Origin of the sequence: Leptolyngbya sp. AN02str (assembly GCF_050565595.1) — a bacterium.
Classification (GTDB): Bacteria; Cyanobacteriota; Cyanobacteriia; order Elainellales; family Elainellaceae; genus Kaiparowitsia.
In genome coordinates, this window is record NZ_JBNXVR010000058.1 from 1 (window position 1) to 16,296 (window position 16,296).

The following is a 16,296-nucleotide window of genomic DNA, read 5'->3' on the forward strand; positions in this document are numbered from 1 at the left end:
TCCCTCTCTACTACAAAAGGCATGACACCATCTATAGCGCTTGGGCTGCTCTTAGGGCGCTGTATATGTGGGCCGTTCTTCGAGCGCTTTGCCACTATATCAACTCCCATCCCTTCTTGTAAACCCCTACCTAACTTTTTTTTATTCCCTTTCCACACCTGTGCCATTTCTTCTTGTTGAGCCTCATCTTCAGGCTCCTTGGCAAAGGCGCAAAACATCTCACAGTCCGTGTTCTCCTGTTTTGAACCAGCAGTAACTCTGGATTTGACCTAAACGTCTCCAGTTTCCGCTGTGCTCTGGAATTACAGGTTGATCGTACCAGGGCGGTCTTGCTTGAGACACCACCAGCACAAGGAACGGTGAATGCGCTCCAGGTGCTATTCAGTCGCGAAGCACAAAAAAGGTGAGCCAGGCTATGTCAGAAAGTCTCTTGGTAGCAGCGTCATAGGCGATCTGGGCTGCATATATATGCCACATATATGCAAAGGGTATTGAGAATAGCTTGCAGGCGAATACTACGAGGCCTATTCCTTAAGTTTAGCCGGAGGCAGGTAAGGCGCAATGAAGTTCCACTGGGCTAAGGTCAGGTTGATGGAACAGCATTTGGGTAATGTTTTCATGCAATTGTTTGTATTTCAGTGCTGGTGTTCAGTGCTGGCAGTCTATACCTATGGAAGACCTATGGAAGCTTTCCTACTCTTCAAACGTCATTTGAGAAACGACCAAATGTTAATGAAGATGAAGTGTTATTGCCTTCACAACGCTCTTGAACTCGTCATCTATCCTAGAGATAGAACGAAAGATGATTTAAGGATAATTGTAGATGCTTTTTCAAGCTCAAACTAGGTTTAGCTAGTTTCCTGATAATTTATTTAAGAAATCGATGAGTACTACGATCGATGGTTACACCTTAGTCGAGCTTCTTTATGAGGGGGCAGTAACGCATGTTTGGCGAGCAGAACCTTGCTCGAGAGAGAGAGCTAATCCAAAAACCGTCATCCTCAAAACTTTAAAGGCCGAGTATCCAACATTTGAGCAGGTGTCTCGACTTGAACATGAATATCAAATTTTAAAAAGTTTAGAAATCGAAGCAATTGTTAAACCTCTGGCGTATAAAAAAATCAGTAATAAACCAGTCATAGTTTTTTCTGATTTTGATGGCGAATTACTAGCAAGTGCGATCGCAGCACAACGGTTTGAGCCAAGATTTTTTTTACCGATTGCGATTCAACTGGCATCCGCTTTGGTGAAAATCCATCACCATGGCATTATCCACAAAGGTATTAAGCCTCAAAATATTTTGATTGACGAAAATGCAAGTGAAATTAGGCTCATTGATTTTGGTATTTCTACACGTTTATCAAGCCAAAATTTGACTATTGATTATCCTTCAAATCTTGAGGGAACGCTCTCCTATATGTCGCCAGAGCAGACAGGAAGAATGAACCGTTCGATCGACTATCGGACTGATTTCTACTCTTTGGGTGTCACTTTTTACGAAATGTTGACTGGGCAGTTGCCATTTCAAACGACAGACGCCTTAGAAATAATTCATTGCCATATTGCTAAAACGCCAGTCCCGCCAAATCTTGTAAATCCGAACATTCCAGAAGTTGTATCCGATATTGTCATGAAGCTTCTTGCCAAAACAGCAGAGGAGCGTTACCAAAGTGCACTAGGGCTAAAGTCAGACTTGGAGATTTGTCTAGGGATGTTGCAAATCTCTGGTTCAATTTCTCATTTTCAAGTGGGAGAGTCTGATCTATTTAGTCAGTTTTCGATTCCAGAAAGGCTATATGGACGCGATCGCGAAATTAGTGTGTTAATGAACGCCTTCGATCGCGTTAGGACTGGCAAAACGGAAGCCATGTTAGTTAAAGGGTACTCTGGCATTGGTAAATCATCGCTAGTCAATGAGATTCGTAAACCGATTGTTGGTGCAAGAGGATACTTCATAGCTGGCAAATTTGACCAATTTCAGCGCAACGTACCTTATTCCGCAATTATTGCTGCATTTCAATCGCTAATTAAACAAATTCTGGCTGAGAGTGAAACCCAACTCACACAATGGCGAACCAAGCTATTAGCGGCTTTAGGACACAATGCTCAAGTAATCATTGATGTGGTTCCAGATATAGAAGTCATTGTAGGCAAGCAAGCAGATGTTTTAGAGTTAGCACCAATTGAAGCGCAAAATCGATTTAATCTCGTTTTTCAAAAATTTATCCATGTTTTCTGTTCATCCGAGCATCCTTTAGTCTTATTTTTAGATGATTTGCAATGGGCTGATTCTGTAACGCTGAAGTTGCTAGATGTCATCCTGACCGACGTCGAAATAGGTTATTTATTTTTAATTGGAGCCTATCGGGATAACGAAGTTGGTGCAGGTCATCCCTTAATAATGGCGTTAGATGCGCTGCAAGCTAAGGCTGTTGCAATTCATGAAACTACTCTAACGTCTCTAGCCCTTGTAGACGTGGGTCATTTGATTGCTGACACACTGCATAGTGACTCAACTGCAGTTAAGCCTCTCGCTGAATTAGTCATTCGTAAGACATCAGGTAATCCCTTTTTCATTAATCAATTTCTCAAGACCCTGTATCAAGAAAACCTAGTGAAGTTCGAGACTTCAGCCATTACTAGCAAACCTTGCTGGCAGTGGAATATTGCCCAAATTGAGGCAATTGACATTACAGATAATGTTGTTGAGTTAATGATTCAGAACCTAAGAAAGTTCCCAGCTTCAACTCAACAGGTACTGCAATTAGCTGCATGTGTAGGCAACACCTTTGACTTGCAAACGCTTGCAATCATCTATAAGCGATCGCCTGTCGATACCTATCGAGATCTGTGGTCAGCGATTGAAGAAGGTTTCGTAATAGTCACGTCTGAGTTGACCCTGATGCCTACAGTTCTGGCAGGCCAGCAATTAACGAACTTGGAGTTTCGGTTTCTCCATGATCGTGTGCAACAAGCAGCGTATGCATTAATTGGTGACAGTTCTAAGCAAACGGCTCATTTGCAAATCGGTTATTTACTCTGGCAAAACACGTCATCGGCAACCTTATCAGAGAAAATATTTAAAATTGTCGATCATCTTAATCTAGGCTCTCATTTAATTGTCGATGAGGGCGAAAAAATCGAAATTGCCAAACTCAACTTAATAGCCGGACAAAAGGCCAAAGCAGCAACAGCAGCAACAGCAGCGATCAAATATTTACAAGCCGGTTTGAGATTATTAGCAGAAGACCATTGGAAAACCGAATATGACTTGATGTTATCCCTGCATAGCCAAGCAGCAGAAGCTGCATTTTTAAGCAGTGACTTTCAAGAAATGCAGAGATTAGCTGAAACCGTACAGAACCATTCCAGAACGCTATTGGATAGCATAAAAGTATACGAAGTTCAGATTCAAGCTTATATGGGGCAGAATAAGCTTCTGGACGCTTTAAAGATAGGATTGCAAGTCTTAAACCAGTTAGGAATAGAATTTCCCGACTCACCAAACCCAACTGATATTGGAGATGCGCTGGGACAAACAGCAGCAATTTTGAGTGGAAGGCGAATTGAAGATTTAATCGATCTCCCTGAAATGGTAGATCCTTATCAATTAGCGGCTATCAGAACCCTATCAAGCATCTTTTCTCCTTGTTATTCTGCAATGCCATCACTGATACCTTTAACAGTGTGCAAACAGGTTAATTTATCTGTTCAATATGGCAATGCTCCTGTATCTCCTTTTGCATATGCGGTATATAGCCTTCTTCTCTGTGGAGCTATTGGTGATATTGAGCAGGGCTATGAGTTTGGTCAATTAGCTTTACGTTTAGTTTCAAAATTAAATGCAAAAGAAATCGAAACCAAGACGCGTCACTTAGTGTATGCTGCCGTTCAACATTGGAAAGATCCCGTCAAGGATACCTTAGAACTTTTTCTGTCTGTTTTCTCCGGTGGGTTGGAAACTGGAGATTTGGAATATGCCTGCTATGCCGTGATGGTATGGAGCCATTACTCCTTCTTTGCTGGCAAGCAGCTCATGCAGCTCGAAAGAGAGATTGCAACTTATGCAGAAGCGATTCATCAAATTGGCCAAGAGACAGCCCTGAATAATACAAAAATTTGTTGGCAATCCGTCTTAAACTTGATTGGGAAAGATCACACTCAATATGAGTTAAAGGGGGAGGTCTATGATGAAGCGAAGGTGTTAACGTTGCTTCAGCAAACGAATAACCAACTGGCGCTTCATTATTTGTATTTACACAAACTTGTACTTTGTTATGGGTTTGAAAATTATTTAGAAGCCCTGAAAATTATTCCTCAAGTTGAAAGTTCGTTTGGTGCATCTACAGGGCAGCTAACGGTTGTCATTTTTTACTTCTATGATTCTTTAGTACGGTTAGCCGTATTTGCTGAGGCTTCACAGTCTGAGCAACGGGATATCTTTAAAAAGGTACAAGCGAACCAGGAAAAAATACAAACCTGGGCACATTATGCTCCTACAAATTACTTGCACAAATACCATCTTGTAGAGGCAGAAAAAAATCGGGTTTTCGGTAAGAATATAGAGGCGATGGAGGCTTATGACAAAGCGATCGCCCTTGCTAGAAAGAACGAATACCTGAATGAAGAAGCTTTGGCAAATGAACTTGCCGCTAAATTTTATTTAGCTTGGGAAAAAGAAGCGATCGCTCAACTCTATTTCCAAAAAGCTCACTGCGCTTATCAAATCTGGGGAGCTCAAGCAAAACTTGAGCAGTTAGAAGACAAATACCCACAGTTCCTAACCGCTGTAACAACTAAACACAAAGCAACCTCAACTATTACTCAAAGAACAACCAATCATGCCGACGCTAGCCACAACCTAGACCTATCCACCGTCATGAAAGCTGCACAAGCCTTCTCGGGAGAGATCGTTTTGAGCCAGCTCCTTAAGAAGTTGATGGAGATCGTGATCGAAAATGCTGGTGCAGAAAAGGGTATTCTGGTTCTTGAAAAAGATGGCAAACTTTTGATAGAGGCCATTGGGCACGTTAATCAAGATGAGATTGTTGTTCAACAATCTGTGATAGTGGATGACAGCAACTTACCGCTATCTATCATTAACTATGTTCGGCAAACCCAAGAAAATGTTGTTCTGAGTTATGCAAGTCGTGAGGGACTATTCACCTTCGATTCTTACATTCTGGAATATCAGCCTAAATCTATTCTGTGTACGCCAATTGTTCATCAGGGCCAGTTCATTGGCATTCTCTATTTGGAGAACAACTTGACGACTGATGTATTCACATCTGAGCGAGTGGAAGTGTTGCAGCTTTTATCATCTCAGGCTGCTATTTCGATTGAAAATGCTCGTCTCTATCAAGATTTAGCAGCGGCCAATACTAAGCTCAAGCGATCGCACGAACAGCTAGAAGACTATAGCAAAACGCTAGAAGCGAAAGTTGCCGAGCGCACGGCGCAGCTTCAACAAGAAGTGCGCGATCGCCAAAGAGCAGAGGAGTTAGCACAAGCTGCGAACCAGGCCAAAAGCAAATTTTTGGCAAATATGAGCCATGAACTCCGTACCCCACTCAACGGCATTTTGGGATATGCCCAAATCTGTCAAAAAGATCGCAGCCTATCTGATCAGCAAAAAAGTCGTATTACCGTGATTCACCAGTGTGGAGAGCATTTGCTCACACTCATTAACGATGTATTAGACCTATCAAAAATCGAAGCGCACAAAATGGAACTGTATCCACAAGAGTTCTATTTCGATGCGTTTTTGCAGAGCATTACAGCAGTTTGCAAAATCAAAGCCGAACAAAAAGGCATTTCTCTTCTCTACAAGCCATGCTCTCCTCTACCCAAGGTTGTGCGGGCTGATGAAAAGCGACTACGCCAAGTGTTGCTCAACCTGCTAGGCAACGCAGTCAAATTTACCGAAATGGGCACAATCACCTTCACTGTGGAATATCACGAGCAAAAGCTGCGCTTTCAGGTAGAAGATTCCGGTATTGGCATTGCGGCCGATCACCTGGACGAGATTTTTCAACCGTTTCAACAAGTAGGCGAAAACCGGCAGAAAACCGAAGGAACGGGTTTAGGCTTGGCCATCAGTCGGCAACTTATTGAAAAAATGGGCGGAACCTTGCACGTTAGCAGTGAGCTTGGAGTCGGCAGTAAGTTTTGGTTTGATCTAAGTTTATGGGCTACTGAAGGAACACTCGATGATGAGCGAGTTTTACAGGGCACCATTACTGGCTTCCAAGGGCACAAACGCAAGATTTTAGTCGTTGATGACAAGCCAACCAATCGCGCGATTTTGGTGAATTTTCTAGAACCCCTTGGATTTGATGTGATGGATGCGGTAGATGGCGAGGATGGGTTGCACAAAGCACAAACCTTTCAGCCAGATGCAATTTTGATTGATTTAGTTATGCCTAATTTGGATGGATTTGAAGCAACTCGTCGCCTCCGAGCCATGCCATCGCTCAAAAACGTTGTGATTATTGCAGTTTCGGCTAGTGTCTTTGAGTTTGATCGACAACAAAGCCTCAGGGTGGGCTGCAACGATTTTTTGGCAAAACCTATTCAAGAAGATGATTTACTGCACAAGCTACAAGAACACTTAACCCTAGATTGGATATACGACGGTGCACAGGGGACAGACGTAAATTCCAACCGGAGCCAGTCCGAAACCAAGATGCCAAGTTTTGCCTCAACGACGCTTAGCTTCGTCGTGCCACCGAAAGAAGACATCACCATTTTGATCGATTTAGCAATGCGAGGGGATCTGCGAGCAATTACAAAACAAGCCACCCAGTTAGCAGAAGCTGATCAGCAGTTGCAGCCTTTTGCAGCTTACTTGAGACAGCTGGCTAAAGAGTTCAAGGGACGACAGATTTTAGATTTTTTGAATCAACTTTAGAGGCGTTTATGAATGGAGATGTAGCTAAAAAAGGCGTGATTTTGATCGTGGACGATACCCCCACAAATCTAGAGTTATTACTCGATTTGCTGGAAGCGGATGGATTTAAGGTTGTGATTGCCGAAGATGGGGAAAGAGCGATCGCCCTTGCAAGATATGCACCTCCCGATTTGATTTTGCTTGATGTTCTCATGCCGGGTATTGATGGGTTTGAAACATGCCGTCGCCTCAAAGCACATGCAAGCACACAAGATATTCCGGTAATTTTTCTGACGGCTGTAAACGACAATGCCGATAAAGTGCGAGGTTTAAACCTTGGCGCAGTTGATTATGTGACAAAACCCCTCAACCATGAGGAGGTTTTAGCCCGGGTCAATACCCATGTTCGGCTGCAAAACCTCACTCAGCGATTAATCGAGCAAAATGAACGTTTAGAAAAAGAAGTTCACCATCGACAGCAGGTTGAAGCAGAACGCGAACATGCCTTCAAAGCTTTGATACAAAGCGAAGCACGTTTTCGACATTTAATTGAATCAAATGTTATCGGAGTTGTATTCAGCAAAATAGATGGCGTCATTACAGACGCAAATGATGCTTTTCTGCAAATCATTGGATACGATCGCATTAATTTAGAGGCAGGCCAAGTTAACTGGCAAACGATCACAGCACCAGAATATACATCCCTAAACCAAGCAGCGATCGCGGAATTACTCCAAACAGGGGCCTTTAGTTCATTTGAGAAAGAATATATTCGCCAAGACGGTAGCCGCATCCCAGTCATGATTGGCGGAGCATTGCTCGACGAATCTCAGGAAGCGATCGTGAGTTTTGTGCTTGACCTAACGCAACACAAACAAGCCGAAGATAAAATCCGTGAACAGGCAGCATTGCTCAACATCACAACCGACGCCATTTTAGTTCTGGGAATGGATCACAAAATTCAGTATTGGAACAAAGGAGCAGAACAGCTGTATGGATGGTGTATTGAAGAAGTGATGGATCAAGACTCTAATCGACTGTTGTATCGGTTGGAAGTGCTCGATCAACTAGGAATCATTCACAAAAATTTAGTTAAGCACGGAATGTGGCAAGGCGAACTCCGTCAAGTTAATAAGCAAGGAAAAGAACTCATTGTTGCCAGCCGATGGACATTAATGCGCGATGCTCAAGGACAGCCAAAATCAATCCTTGTGGTGAATACTGACATCACTGAAAAGAAACAGCTCGAAAGCCAGTTTTTGCGAGCGCAGCGGCTGGAAAGCCTGGGCACCCTTGCAGGAGGAATTGCCCATGATCTGAACAATATTTTGACGCCGCTGCTGAGCACAGCCCAACTTCTACAAATGAAGTTTCCGAATGCTGATGAGCGCAGTCAGCAGCTATTTAAAGTGATTGAGACCAACACAAAACGCGGCGCAGCGCTAGTAAAGCAGGTTCTGCAATTTGCACGAGGCGTGGAGAGCAAACCCACCATCATACAAATGAAAGACTTAATTTACGAAGTTGAGCAAATCGCCGCAAAGACGTTCCCAAAATCGATCGCACTCCAGATCAATTTAGAGCCAGATCTGTGGCCTGTTTCTGGCGATGCGACTCACCTGCATCAAATGATTATGAACTTGGTTGTTAATGCGCGGGATGCCATGCCAGATGGCGGCATTCTTACCATTGCAGCCGAAAAGCTATTTGTTGATGAATCCTATGCTCGCCTAAATCTCGATGCATCGGTCAATTCCTATCTGTGTCTCACGATTAAGGACACAGGAGTAGGAATGACGGATGATATTATTGACAGAATTTTTGAACCCTTTTTTACAACGAAAGAGATTGGTAAAGGGACAGGGTTGGGCCTATCTACAGTCAGAGGTATTGTTAAAAGCCATGTGGGCTTTATTGATGTTTCTAGCGAGGTTGGAGTTGGAACAGAATTTAAAGTCTTTTTACCCGCGATCGAAGGTTTAGCGACTCAACCGAAGGAATCAACAGGTTCATCGAAAGGTAATGCGGAGTGGATATTAGTCGTCGATGATGAAGTCGAAATTCTAGTGATGACTAAAATCTCATTAGAAACCTACAACTATCGAGTGCTAACTGCAAACAGTGGAGCAGAAGCGATTTCGATTGTAAGTCAATATCGGGACAAAGTTTCTGTTGCGCTGGTTGATATGATGATGCCATCCATGGATGGCATCACAACAATTCAACATCTGTGCAAAATTCATCCAGATTTAAAGGCGATCGCCGTCAGTGGTTTTATGCCTAGTGATAAATTAAAAGAACCAAGGGGCATCAAGAGCTATCTTGCAAAACCGTACACGATTCAAGATTTACTGCAAACGATTCATTCGGTAATTCAAGAGCCAGCCCACACAGGAATCTAGTCGTCTAAGCGAGTCGTTTTAGCTCTAAACTTTGGTTGAACCATTGGTCAATTGGCGAGATGACAAAGCAGAATCAAATCACGCAAGTTGCCATATGAATCGCCCCCTGCACAAATGGCTTTTTGGAAGCATAAATCGTTTCCTGGCTCTGCCGCACAACGATTTGTAGAGGAGATCTAATACTGGGCTTCACGAGACTTGGGTGAAGTTTTCTTGTTATCACATCTTCTCATCATATATGACACGCAACGTCCGCCGCTAAACTTGCCAAACTACTGCGATAGACATTGCTCCTGCTCCAACGGCCTGCTTGAAACAGTTTTAAGGATAGCAAAGCCATCCTTAAAACTGTTTCAACTACACTAGCGACAGTTATAAAAGGAGATACAACGTCAAATTACTAAGGTCAAACTACTGAGGCTTTGGTTTGTCTTGATTGTCAAAACTGCACTCAACCTGAACCCGAACATTGCAGCCAGCCGTTCCCGATGCGATGTAGGGAATACCGCTCACGCCGCTCATATTGACCCCAAATTCTAATGTGACTTTTTTAACTTCAGCGATCGCAATCTTCTTAAACCCATTCAACATATAGGTTGTGTAGTAACGAATCGTATTTTCTAAAGTTTGCACTCGGGCAGTCATCACATCAGTCTGGGGCGATCGCGTAACGATCCCTTTCGAAGTACGGCTCTGTTCACCTTCTACCGCTCCATAGCCGTTCCCATTTTCGTAGCCATTATTGTATCCATTACCAGCAGAAATTCCAGAGGTATCGATTCCCTCTTCTGCCTCAATATAAATAACCGTGTGTTCATCAATTTGGATAGGCTGAAGTTTGCTCATAACCAGATACCTACTGACATGCCTCAAATGTCGTTTGCCCATTTAGCATAGGCCAGCAAAACCCACAACTTGTATGGATGCATACCCCTCACCCGTAAAAACACGGAAGGGACTTTTAATTAGCTAACCCTTCCCGAAATTCACGTTAGCTGCAAAGATGAACACATCAGCCTGACATCTGTGAACTGGGTACGATACCATCCTTAAAACTAAAAGAATAGAGACTTCATGCAACCCAATAAGGAGCAGTCTCTCCCCACCGAGGTCATTCTCAATAGCCCACGACAATCGTTGGGATATGTCATGCTGGATGGGAGTACTCAGCCTGGCACCTACTTCGACCTTAAGGGGGAGACCTATACAGTATTAGAGCGCCGTCACCGCTACCAACTCAAGGCTGGCAAGTATCAGCTTGAAAAGATTGCCCTTTATGTGCAGCAGGTACACCACTCTGAGGAGCGCACCCTTTGGGGCGAGAAATGGGTAGTTGGGGATGCAACGTGCTTGTACAATGCTCACTCCGAAATTTTGCGCTGTGGGGTGAACCCTGTTGGCCCGTGCCGTGATTGCCGCCACTACAAAAAGCAGTAAGAATAGTAGAGAGATGTTCACAATCCAGACATGCAAGTTATCAAACATGGGAGGCTTGTATGGATGACGCTACAATTCACTCACTGTTAGAAGATCTGAAAAAGCCAGATGAGACCGTGCGCGATCGCGCCACGGCAGAACTATGGCGCATGTGGTTTATGCAAAAGGGCATCTATGGGCTGGAGCTTCTAGAACGTGGTCAAGTTTTGATGGAGTCTGGCGCATTTCAAGAGGCTGAGACTTTACTATCTGAAGTGATTGCAACCCAGCCCGATTTTGCCGAAGCCTGGAATCGACGAGCCGTGCTCTACTTTTTGCAAAACCGCTATCGCGAATCGTTAGAAGACTGCGAAATTGCCCTTGAACTTAACCCCATCCACTTTGGGGCCTTACATGGCAAAGGGCTTTGTCATGCCGCACTCAACGAATACGTTGCAGCAATTCAGGCATTTCGCAAAGCATTGGAAATTCAGCCCTATGCGACTGTGAATCAACGGCTCATTTTGGAATGTACAGCTCAGCTCTCCTAGGCCATCGCTTCTCCAAGGGACAGGCGGCTCCCATTCACAAAGTCCCATCCTGACTGAGCGCGTTTTCCAGCGGGCTGTACTTCTTTTAACAAAAGCAATCCATCTCCTGTTTGGGCGATCGCTCCCTGTTCTTTCAATATGCCAACGATCGTGCCGGGTTGGGCAGCCTTGTTCAGCAATGGCATCCACTCCGGAGCCAGGGCCTGCAAGTCCTGGGACAATTGGGGCAGCACTGATGGTGTCAATGGTACAGTCGCCAAAATTTTGGTTGGATTGTCATGAAAGGTCGTCACCGCATTGGGATAGAAGCCGCGCACTTTGTTGTGAAGTGCGATCGCCCCCCATGACCAATCCAGGCGATAGTTGTCCTTGCGAATGAGGGGAGCATAGGTTGCCGTCGCCTCATCTTGGGGAATTGGCTCAATCGTGCCCAACTCCAAACCCTTCAACGTATCTACCAACAAATTGGCAGACTGCTGGGCCAGAGTTTTGGCCAAATCCACAGCATTATCCAGCAGGCCAATCTTGGTTGTCGATTTTAGCAGCATGGCTCCAGTATCCATGCCTGCGTCCATCAACATGGTTGTGATGCCTGTTTCTTGCTCCCCATGGTACAAACTCCACTGAATTGGAGCCGCTCCCCGGTAGTATGGCAGCAGCGAGCCGTGGGCATTCACACAGCCCAAGCGAGGCATATCCAATATTTCTTGAGACAAAATCTGCCCATAGGCCACCACCACAAAGACATCGGCTTTGCTAGCGTGCAGCAAATCCAACGTTTCGGCATGCTTTTTCACGCTGCGCGGTTGCCATACCGCGATCGCATGCTGGCTTGCCATTTCCTTAACAGGAGACGGACTCAGCGCACTACCCCGTCCACGACGCTTGTCAGGCTGCGTCACCACAGCCACCACCTCAAACTCAGGGTGCCGAATGAGCGCTTCCAAACTGGGAACTGCAAACTGCGGGGTGCCGAAAAAAACAAGCTTCATAGCTGGCAATAAACCTACAGACCCAAAGACAACCACCTACAAGTTTAAGGGGTAACGTCGGTCTGTAACCGGGCAACGGCATTCACAATCGGCCGTGGTTTATGCCACGGCACAGCCATTCCATGTTGACAATCTCAGCACCCACCTTCCAACAATGCCTGGTTTTGCGAGTCACTTAACACAGTCGCTCAATCCATGCAGGCGATTACCCTTCTTCCAACTGAGATGGAATTCCTAGAATTGGGCAAGGAAAATCATCGGCTAACTCCGCTAACTGTGGATGGTCAAGAGAGCTACAGCCAAGTAGTAGTAGATCAATCTTCATTTCCTTAGCCACAGTCTTTAGGCTTTCCGCTAAGCTGCCAAACCGCAGATGTGCCTCCAAAGAACCACGCCACTCTTCTGCTAAGCATCGAGCTTGCCACAAAATGTAATCTGCTTGATCAAGCGGCGTTTTTGGCACAAGGTCAAGCTCTGCCTGGCAGCCCGTCAAGCAGTCCGACAAGTGAGACAAATGGGGCAACGGAGCACGGAGCGTTTCTTTTCGTCTTAACGGTGTTGCCACGGTTGTTTGGGCAGAACGTAGACTACCAACCGATTGAGACAAAGCAAGGGTTTCTTTTTTATTGGCGTGCTTTTTGGAAAAGTGTCGGTTTGTAGAGCGTCTTCTCGTTTTTTGCTGAAGGGGTTGATCCACGACATACAGCACATGCACCATCACCTGTTTTTGCGTAGCCAAGCGGGTTTGATGGGCAATCCACAACATTAAATCCAATGCAACTTGGCTATTAGGAGAACCTTTATAACCAATCAGCAGGTTGATGACGTCATTAGACTGGATTTCTGCTGTTTCTAAAGACGCTGGCCCCGAAGACAACAGCATGTGGTCCATCAAGTTGGAATCTCCCAACCCATTCTGTAAACGTGCAAGCATGGACTTAATTTTCACAGCCCTTTCCTCTAAATAAGCCTGTAGCTAGGAAGATTGCAATAAAATTTGGAGTTAGCCTGTAGACACAACTCATCGCACAATCACGCCAAACATTGCCATCTATAGCAATGTGATCAAACACTGGCTAATCGCACAGATTGGAGGCAATGATTTTGGTCAGCATGACTCCCCATCAACGCTGGAAACACAAGCGATCGCCCAATTGTGAACAGGCGCTTCATCGCGAAATTTAACAATTAAAAATTGATACAACAGCGAGAGACAGTTTTCCTGCCCAATGAGACATCGACTCAGGACCATTTGCAACTCCATAAAACGCGATAGAAACAGGTCGGCAGTCTAGTGCACGACGCAGGGCGTTTACTCTTGGAAGAGCAGGCTCAAGAATGAAACAGCGTCATTCTCAACCAACCTGAGGATTTTGAAGTCAAGTCAAAAAAATTCTTTCCTTCAATCTCCTCTCAATGCCGACGGAGTTAGCTGACGGGCTAGGGCCGAGAGGTACCCCTCTCCCAACTCAAGGAAAAATAAAGAAAACCTTAAGAACAGCGTCTCTATTCAAGCGCTTTGGAGCAAGGTTTTGCGTCTTCCTTAGGGGAGATACGCCCCAATAAAGTGGTTCCTCCGTTTTGGGGGAAAGCCTTATTGTGAAAAGGCTACAATGACTCCTAACTAAATGATATTCCCCAAATTAGGCCGACCAATACAGATTCAGTACAATACTTAAGCTAACATTCAGGTATTTAATCGTCAACGAATCAATATATTTAGCAATAGATTGAAACAAAATTCGATGCTTTATGAGATTGGCAATCTTTAACTTTTATTTAACTTTGTCGAGGAGTTATTTAATTTAACTTCTCCTGACCAATAGATCCTGACCAATAGGTCTTGTGGGCGATACATTTAATCTTCGATTAAACAATGGGCGATCGCCTCCATCGTTTGAGTAATAGGGTGATTCGGGTATCGCAAACAGAAGAGATCGCAACTTCCCATTTCCATAATTTCTGATGCTAACGGCAACATTCCCAACACGGGTGATTGAAATACAGACTCAATTTGAGTTTGAACAGAAGCTTGAACATACTCATTCAACACTTGATTCATGACCAAAAAATGTTGCGGAATAGCTAACCGTTGAGCCACCTCTAACATGACAGCTAACCATTCAAAATCTTGTGGCTTTAACGTAGCAACAAGGCCTAATTTATCCGACAGCGTCATTAAAAATAAGGCAAGATGGCCAAAGCCAACAGGTGCATCGAGCAACAGATAGTCCAGGGCCAATCGCTCTACCAGTACCTCAAAACGTTGAGATAACGCGGTAACACTATACCCCGTCAATAACAACGACTCTAGATCTTTGAGAGAAGCCTTGGCTGGAATAATTTCAACGCCGCTCCCAATCAAAATAACATTGCGACCTTGAGGGCAAGATGAAACGGCTTGAAAGGAGTCTGAATTTGGCTGTTCAGCGATCCACAAATAGTAGTTCAATAACGGATCAAGCACCGACTGCTCCACCCTAAACAAAGGGTGAAAATCTGACCAGGCCGCACTAGCATCTAAAATGCCAACTCGTTTTTCGTATTTTGCAAGAATCACAGCCAAGTTCGCAACGATATGAGACTTGCCCACCCCATGCTGAGCTGCATGAAACGAAAGAACTTTAGCCATGCTTTATAGAAACAAAAGGGGGAATGAGGATGATGTAAAGAGCAAGTTTACTAAGCTAGCAAGAGGAGCTGATGACGTATTTCGGTAAAGCTGTCAGCAGGTTTAAGTCAGCAAAGATACATCCATATTTAAGACAAGGTAATAAATTTTGGCAACTCAGTCTCGGTATATTGTCCTACTTGTAATAGCTCACCATTCGAATTTTGTCGAGTCTTTCAAGATTAAAGATTGACTCCAAACACAATCCGTCTCGTCAATGGGTTTGATTATATATCAATGCTTAAGTCAAGCTAACAAAACATCAAGAGGGATGTTCTTTATAGTAAAGATTTTAAATAACGATGAAGCTTTATAGCTTAGTCTAGGCATGTGAAGGTGGGTTCAGTTTACTCTGTGGTGTTAAGGTTTCACTTATATAAGGTTTCACTTATATTATGCCCAAGATAGTTTCTATTCACTCTTATCGAGGCGGAACTGGCAAATCAAACTCGACCTCAAATATTGCAGCGATTGTAGCGAGCCGAGGCAACCGAGTGTGCATTGTGGACACAGATATTCAGTCTCCAGGGGTTCACGTTCTATTTGGGTATGACGAAAGCTCTCTAGAGCGATCGCTCAATGACTACCTTTGGGGGCGATTGCCCATCGAAGAAACCGCCTACGATGTTTCTTCAGTATTACAAGGAAAAGGGACATCTCGAAGCGCCATTTACCTTGTCCCTTCCAGTGTAAAAGCTAGTGACATCGCCCGTATTTTGCGAGAAGGTTACGATGTAAATTTATTGAATGACGGCTTTCAAGATCTCATTGATAAGCTTGATCTAGATTATTTATTTATTGATACTCATCCCGGATTGAATGAGGAAACATTGCTTTCCATCACAATTTCGGACGTGTTGTTATTAGTCTTAAGGCCTGATCAGCAAGACTATCAGGGAACCGCCGTGACGGTAGATGTTGCCAGAAAGCTAGAAGTTCCAGAGCTTTTTATGATTGTGAATAAAGCTCCTACCATTTTTGATTTTAATCAGCTCAAGGAAAAGGTGGAAGATATATATTCAGCGCAAGTTGCCGGAGTGCTCCCCCATTCTGATGAAATGATGATTTTGGCGAGCAGCGGAGTCTATGCATTGAGATATCCAGACCACGAGTTCACCAAGGTATTTGAAGCCATTGCGGATCGAGTCATGTCTTGAGCGATCGCTCCTACCCGCTCAGGTTTGTCAGTGCCTCAAGCGCGAGTGCTTCATATGGCGCAAGGACATTCGCTGATTTCTCAGTCCATTTGCTTAGCCAGGCTGAAATCACAGAGCAACTGGAGCGGCAAATGCCTGCAAAGATGGGGTAAATGTGTGAGCCCCTCTCTGGTTTTGGGAAACCTTGAAGGGTGACCAAAGTCCTGTCTCCAGCCATT

At 44.4% G+C, this 16,296-nt stretch carries 10 protein-coding genes and 1 riboswitch; of the genes, 5 read left to right on the top strand and 5 right to left on the bottom strand.

What is annotated here, in order from left to right; genetic code table 11:
- Positions 1–218, bottom strand: a 218-nt coding sequence (locus ACQ4M4_RS26475; protein WP_430687485.1) for a hypothetical protein, incomplete at its 3' end; no start/stop codon positions are given.
- Between the two features lie 665 nt (positions 219–883).
- Here ACQ4M4_RS26475 and ACQ4M4_RS26480 point away from each other — a divergent pair.
- A complete protein-coding gene (locus ACQ4M4_RS26480) occupies positions 884–6,910 on the top strand; it encodes an AAA family ATPase (RefSeq protein ID WP_430687486.1) in 6,027 nt (2,008 codons plus the stop codon).
- An 8-nt stretch (positions 6,911–6,918) separates the two neighbouring features.
- Positions 6,919–9,291, top strand: coding sequence for a hybrid sensor histidine kinase/response regulator (locus ACQ4M4_RS26485; protein WP_430687487.1), 2,373 nt, complete (start codon positions 6,919–6,921; stop codon positions 9,289–9,291).
- A gap of 411 nt (positions 9,292–9,702) precedes the next feature.
- On the opposite strand, the gene ACQ4M4_RS26490 is transcribed toward ACQ4M4_RS26485, so the two are convergent.
- Positions 9,703–10,137: a CU044_2847 family protein gene (locus ACQ4M4_RS26490; RefSeq protein ID WP_430687488.1), complete on the bottom strand. Its 435-nt coding sequence runs from the start codon at positions 10,135–10,137 to the stop codon at positions 9,703–9,705.
- A gap of 228 nt (positions 10,138–10,365) precedes the next feature.
- Between ACQ4M4_RS26490 and ACQ4M4_RS26495 the strand changes: the two genes are divergently transcribed.
- Both ACQ4M4_RS26495 and ACQ4M4_RS26500 read left to right on the top strand, forming a co-directional pair.
- Complete coding sequence (locus ACQ4M4_RS26495) at positions 10,366–10,728, top strand: DUF6464 family protein (RefSeq protein ID WP_430687489.1); 363 nt, start codon at positions 10,366–10,368, stop codon at positions 10,726–10,728.
- 59 nt (positions 10,729–10,787) lie between these two features.
- Positions 10,788–11,258 (top strand): tetratricopeptide repeat protein, encoded by a 471-nt coding sequence (locus ACQ4M4_RS26500; protein WP_430687490.1) that lies wholly within the window; start codon positions 10,788–10,790, stop codon positions 11,256–11,258.
- On the opposite strand, the gene fmt is transcribed toward ACQ4M4_RS26500, so the two are convergent.
- The 3 genes from fmt to ACQ4M4_RS26515 all read right to left on the bottom strand — a co-directional run bounded on the left by fmt (position 11,255) and on the right by ACQ4M4_RS26515 (position 14,882).
- Positions 11,255–12,250 (bottom strand): methionyl-tRNA formyltransferase, encoded by a 996-nt coding sequence (gene fmt / locus ACQ4M4_RS26505; protein ID WP_430687491.1) that lies wholly within the window; start codon positions 12,248–12,250, stop codon positions 11,255–11,257. The two genes, ACQ4M4_RS26500 and fmt, sit on opposite strands and share 4 nt — an antisense overlap.
- A gap of 205 nt (positions 12,251–12,455) precedes the next feature.
- A complete protein-coding gene (locus ACQ4M4_RS26510; RefSeq protein ID WP_430687492.1) occupies positions 12,456–13,184 on the bottom strand; it encodes a universal stress protein in 729 nt (242 codons plus the stop codon).
- Positions 13,185–13,652: 468 nt separating this feature from the next.
- Positions 13,653–13,870, bottom strand: a riboswitch (cyclic di-AMP (ydaO/yuaA leader).
- A gap of 238 nt (positions 13,871–14,108) precedes the next feature.
- The gene (locus tag ACQ4M4_RS26515) at positions 14,109–14,882 is read right to left on the bottom strand and encodes a MinD/ParA family ATP-binding protein (RefSeq protein WP_430687493.1); all 774 of its coding nucleotides are present in this window, start codon (positions 14,880–14,882) and stop codon (positions 14,109–14,111) included.
- Positions 14,883–15,316: 434 nt separating this feature from the next.
- On the opposite strand from ACQ4M4_RS26515, the gene ACQ4M4_RS26520 reads away from it, so the two are divergent.
- A complete protein-coding gene (locus tag ACQ4M4_RS26520) occupies positions 15,317–16,078 on the top strand; it encodes a MinD/ParA family ATP-binding protein (RefSeq protein WP_430687494.1) in 762 nt (253 codons plus the stop codon).
- The last annotated feature ends 218 nt before the right edge of the window (positions 16,079–16,296 follow it).